General features: G+C 49.6%; 5 protein-coding genes and 1 pseudogene. 2 read left to right on the plus strand and 4 right to left on the minus strand.

Features of this window, described 5'->3' with window-relative positions:
• Positions 1-447 precede the first annotated feature (447 nt).
• Complete coding sequence (locus VE954_RS09570) at positions 448-1,116, plus strand: hypothetical protein (RefSeq protein ID WP_324952065.1); 669 nt, start codon at positions 448-450, stop codon at positions 1,114-1,116.
• A 6-nt stretch (positions 1,117-1,122) separates the two neighbouring features.
• Here VE954_RS09570 and VE954_RS09575 read toward each other — a convergent pair whose 3' ends face one another.
• From VE954_RS09575 to VE954_RS09590, 4 genes and pseudogenes are all read right to left on the minus strand, one after another.
• The gene (locus VE954_RS09575; protein ID WP_324952066.1) at positions 1,123-1,440 is read right to left on the minus strand and encodes a hypothetical protein; all 318 of its coding nucleotides are present in this window, start codon (positions 1,438-1,440) and stop codon (positions 1,123-1,125) included.
• A 29-nt stretch (positions 1,441-1,469) separates the two neighbouring features.
• Positions 1,470-1,631: a hypothetical protein gene (locus VE954_RS09580; RefSeq protein ID WP_324952068.1), complete on the minus strand. Its 162-nt coding sequence runs from the start codon at positions 1,629-1,631 to the stop codon at positions 1,470-1,472.
• A gap of 289 nt (positions 1,632-1,920) precedes the next feature.
• A complete protein-coding gene (gene pilV, locus VE954_RS09585; RefSeq protein ID WP_324952070.1) occupies positions 1,921-2,526 on the minus strand; it encodes a shufflon system plasmid conjugative transfer pilus tip adhesin PilV in 606 nt (201 codons plus the stop codon).
• Between the two features lie 240 nt (positions 2,527-2,766).
• Positions 2,767-3,846: pseudogene (locus VE954_RS09590) on the minus strand (3-hydroxyacyl-CoA dehydrogenase NAD-binding domain-containing protein); the annotation flags it as partial.
• A 26-nt stretch (positions 3,847-3,872) separates the two neighbouring features.
• On the opposite strand from VE954_RS09590, the gene VE954_RS09600 reads away from it, so the two are divergent.
• Positions 3,873-4,451, plus strand: coding sequence for a hypothetical protein (locus tag VE954_RS09600; RefSeq protein ID WP_324952072.1), 579 nt, complete (start codon positions 3,873-3,875; stop codon positions 4,449-4,451).
• Positions 4,452-4,603: the final 152 nt, after the last annotated feature.

A 4,603-nucleotide genomic window follows, 5' to 3' on the forward strand; every position in this document is an offset into this window, starting at 1 on the left:
ATCCAAATAATTTGTCCGGAATAAGAGGGTCGATCAGACCTTAAGCTGGCTGGCAAGATCTTCGCCAGCCAAGGATCGCTTGACCTCAGTCCGAAAACGATTGCTTTTAGCCTCCGGAAAAAGGGCAAAAGCCGAGCTTAATGCATGAACTTCTGGTGGGTTCCGGATTGCAGCCTCATGATCGATCACATGCGATTTTTATCCTTCTGCATACCTGGAAGGGCAATGCGAGGTCGCTGTCTTTGCGCCTCCTGACGTCAGCTATACACGATGCGGAACAGCTATATGTCGCTCAATTCAAGGGATCCGGAGGGGAATGTAACATGGAGAATTGTCTCAATCAACTCAGTCAGCTCGAAGAAATTCTCGACCGCTACCTCAGGTTAGGTCGGGAAAAATTCTATCCGCACAAGAGTAAAAACTCCATTCCGGTTCAAAGAGACGATCTTGTCAAAATCGAAGAGTTTCTTATGCGATCAAGGCCGCTTTCATTCCAATTATCTCCATGATTTCCAATTCATTCCGGCATCAAGCGATGCAAGGACCTCAAATATTGCGCGCATTTGGATTTTATTTTATTCCTCCGCAGTCTTTCCTGGGCTGTTACGTCTCGTGACTGATGGAACGGCTTTACTACGCCGATTTGTCTTTACAATTATGACCTTCTCTTGGGAGATATCCATGTGCCGCTTGGTCCTGAGCTTTATTATTTTGGCCTTTTCAACTGCTCTTGCGGCTCAAGTGGACGGTCGGGTCGTGGCCGTACAACAGGCCCAGATTCAAAAAATAGATCGTGATTTAGAGCAGCTGGCGAGTCGTAACCAATTCAATGGGGTTCTGCAACAAATACAAGCGCAGGCAACGTGCACGGCTATACGTCCTGGTATAGGCTGGGTATTTGCAGTGACACGAACCAATGGAGCACAGACCTGTGACCAGCTTTGTTCACAGCAAACGGAAGGGCAAGCTGGCAGGCTGAGCTGTTTCAATTCTTTGCACATTTATGCGATCAACAACGCAGCTCCCAAAGATCAAGCGATAGGTTTTAAGACCTATCGCTACAATACATGTGCGTACCTGGACTTTGGACCCAACTATTGCTGTTGCGGAAATTAAAGTCGATCAGGACAAAAACTCCTGAGTCAAGCGCTTGACGAGCTGCTGCGACAGGCTTCCTATCCAATGTCGAACCATCTCGTTGTCCTTGATCCCTTCCCAGATGTTCTCGACGCTTTCCCCGGTACCAGACAGGGATCCGGCCATGGACTTTACGATCCGAACGAATTCCTCTTTATGCTGCTCTTCCATCGCATTGAACCATTGCAGAAAGACTTCGAATACGGTGTCCGCGCTTTGCTCGGTATGGGCGCCAGCTTTTTGGGCAATGGCGTCGCCGGCGAGTTGCTTGGTGGTATCGATGATCGCGTTGAGAAGATCCATAGAGCACTCCTTCCTGCAGGTCTGGACGATTAGATATCGACAGAGTACACAAAACTTTGTTTCGGATAACGGAGATAACGGTCGGTGATCAAATCACGCAGCTGCAGATTGCCATCGACGTATTCGCGGGTATAGTCCTTGGCTTTTTTCTTATCACCTTTGGCTTTGATGCCGCCGATCTCTTTGGCCATTCAAGTTCCGGCGGGTCTGGTTTGTTACTGGGCTTTGTCAGCCAGTCTGGGAAGGGGTCATCACCGACGCCATTCGGGACGCCATGCTGGAAGCGCCGGGATTCAACGATCCTCTGAAACGCCAGTTCGTTTCCATGTTGTAGAAGACTACCATCAGCAGTACTATAAAAAAAATCCAGTCCGCTACGAATATTATCGCCACTCGTGCGGCCGCGACAAAGTTTTGGATTCTTTCTGGGGCTCTGACCGGGAAAAATGATGGCAGGGACCCGGAGCATGCCGGGTCCATTTAGCGACTTAAGAATGTTCCGATGAGGTCGCAAGGTTTGGTTGTAGCAGGAAACTGGAAACAGACCGGGGCAGTGGTTATCTGTCCGGTGCATGGGCAATTGTAAAGGCTGACAGATTTCATGGCGTCGAGCTGGGGAAGTCTGCCGTTGCCATCGATCACCACAATGCCATCGACTTGAAATCCGTTGTCGGCGCGTATGGTTTGGTCGGAATAGATACTTTTCGATCCGTAGGAACGAATCCACGTACTATCGATCATGTGCCATCCGCCGCCATAGGTCCCATTGTACCAGCCTGTGTCACCATAGCTTCTGTGCCAACCAGAGCCGGCATCAATGGAAGTATTGCCGTCAATCACCAGGGGCCCGCTTATCCGGCTTTTCCCTGCTTTGATATCGGTGAGTTCGATGGTCTGGCGAGTGTCCATAAGTTCGAGATTTGCAGCTTTGGAATCCAAGGCCTTCAACTGAGTCGACATCTGCTGAATGGTATCTCTTAAAGTACGAATCTGAGCTTGCTGTATCGCCACGATGGATTCTTGCGACTGACCGTAAAGCGAACCAGTAAAGGCCAGACAGACCAGAACGGAAAACAATTTCTTCATAATAACCTTCATCATTAAGCAGCCAGTGAGTGGCAGAATGAAATAGCCCATGGAACCTGGATACGTCGCACGCGCCTTGTCCATGAAGTTAGTGCTGGAATCGAATTTGTGTGGGACCCGAAACGGATACTTCGCATTATGATACGAAGCAGCTTCGGGTTTACTGCAGGGGGAGCCAAAAACCGTTCTTATTTTATTGCATGCCCAATTGACATCTATAGGGACCCAGATGCAGGTCTTTCAGCCGTTAAAAGATCGTCCCGGGGCAGCAAGGTTATCCAGAAGGGGCGCTGGCTTCCAAAACGGATCGCCCGTTTGCCTGTAGAAATTTTCCATTGTCTTCGACACCTGTTCCAGCCCGATTCTATCGGCGTAAAACATCGGTCCGCCTCGATACAAGGGAAAACCATAGCCACTGAGATAAACCATATCGATATCTGAAGCCCTCTGAGCAATCTTCTCCTGCAGAATGCGGGTGCTTTCGTTAACCAACGCCAGGATACAACGCTCGACGATTTCCTGTTCAGAAATCGACCTTGCTTGCATTACCTTTTCGCTTTGATAGGCGATGATCAGTTCTTCAACGATGGAATCGACTCGGGCCTCGCGACTGCCTGCCTCGTATTGATACCAACCCTGGCCAGTTTTCTGCCCGAAGCGGCCCAACTCGCAGAGACGATCGGCAAGGCGTGGATACTGGGGATCAGGGGTGGCAATCAACTGGTGTTTTCGAATAGCCCAACCGATATCATTGCCCGCAAGGTCACTCATTCGGAAGGGTCCCATGGCCATTCCAAAAGTTTCCAAAGCCTGGTCGACTTGCTGAGGCATCGCCCCTTCTTCAAGGAGATGCATGGCATGCTGACTGTAGGCAGCGATCATACGGTTGCCGATGAATCCATCAAACACTCCGGAGACAACCGCCGTCTTTTTAATGGTCTTAGCCAAATTCATGGCCGTAACGAGCACGTCAGGATCCGTTTGAGCCCCGCGTATGACTTCAAGCAGCTTCATGATGTGGGCCGGGCTAAAGAAGTGCAGTCCCAGCACGTCGGCTGGTCGGCTCGTGACGCCGACGATGGTGTTGATATCCAGCGTCGAGGTGTTACTTGCCAGGATCGCTCCCGGTTTCGCAATTTGATCCAGCGCCTTGAAGACCTGCTGCTTGATTTCCATGTTTTAAAAGACAGCTTCGATGATCAGATCTGCATCCTTGAGATCTTCATAGACAAGGCCAGGAGTGAGCAATGCCAGACGCTGTTCACATTCCTCCGGTTTGATTTTGCCTTTCTTGACTGCACTTTGATAGCTGTTACGAATCGCCAAGGGAAAAGCCGGCTGTCTCTATGATCGCTGTGGTCGGCAAAGATCGACTCGTATTCTCGACGAACAGAGGCAAGCAGATTCTTGTCACTTACCTGGGCGAAGTCAAAGCAAGGACGACGCTTGAAAACATTAACGAGGTGATGACTGCCACAAACCTTGACGACAACGAGATCCTCATTGCCGGCAATGGTCGGGTATTTCTTTGGACACCTGAAGAAACCCCAGCCAAACAACGGGGCAGTCCGATGACCATGCCATTGGACACAAAAGTGGTGACCTTCGGCAAGGGGAAACGGGCAGCCTATGCCGTTGATAACAAAATATTCGTTTCTGGAGCAACCCCAAGCCCTTTGGAAATATCCCTCGAATCATATGTTGATATTTGGGGTTTGGTTTTCAACGAGAAAGCTGACCGCCTTCTCGTCACTCTCTATGATACAGAGAAATCGCGCTATGAGAACCGTATTTTGTCTCTCCCCTCAGCTGATTGGATTTTTACAAGCAGCGAATTACTCGTGGGAGAGGAATTACTGGTGGGAGAAGTCTGGTTGGGTTCGAGTAACGACTTTTTTGGTAAAATTATAGTGACCCCAATTTGATTGAGACCACCCTTAAGCTGCTGTAGAAAGGAAATCTATGGCTTACAGCGAAGGTGCAGTTGTGTCAGAAAATCAGCGTTGGACAGGCAAGAGGAAGGCAGAGGCGGTCCTGGATATCATCAAGGGCAAAGTCAGTCTTGTCGACTTCTGTA

The sequence above is a fragment of the Oligoflexus sp. genome (assembly GCF_035638955.1).
Classification (GTDB): Bacteria; Bdellovibrionota_B; Oligoflexia; order Oligoflexales; family Oligoflexaceae; genus Oligoflexus.

What these genes read in the sequence shown, in the direction of transcription:
- VE954_RS09600 (WP_324952072.1), top strand. Translation starts at nt 3,873, where the DNA reads ATGATCGCTGTGGTCGGCAAAGATCGACTCGTATTCTCGACGAACAGA.
- pilV (WP_324952070.1), bottom strand. Translation starts at nt 2,526, where the DNA reads ATGAAGAAATTGTTTTCCGTTCTGGTCTGTCTGGCCTTTACTGGTTCG.
- VE954_RS09575 (WP_324952066.1), bottom strand. Translation starts at nt 1,440, where the DNA reads ATGGATCTTCTCAACGCGATCATCGATACCACCAAGCAACTCGCCGGC.
- VE954_RS09580 (WP_324952068.1), bottom strand. Translation starts at nt 1,631, where the DNA reads ATGGCCAAAGAGATCGGCGGCATCAAAGCCAAAGGTGATAAGAAAAAA.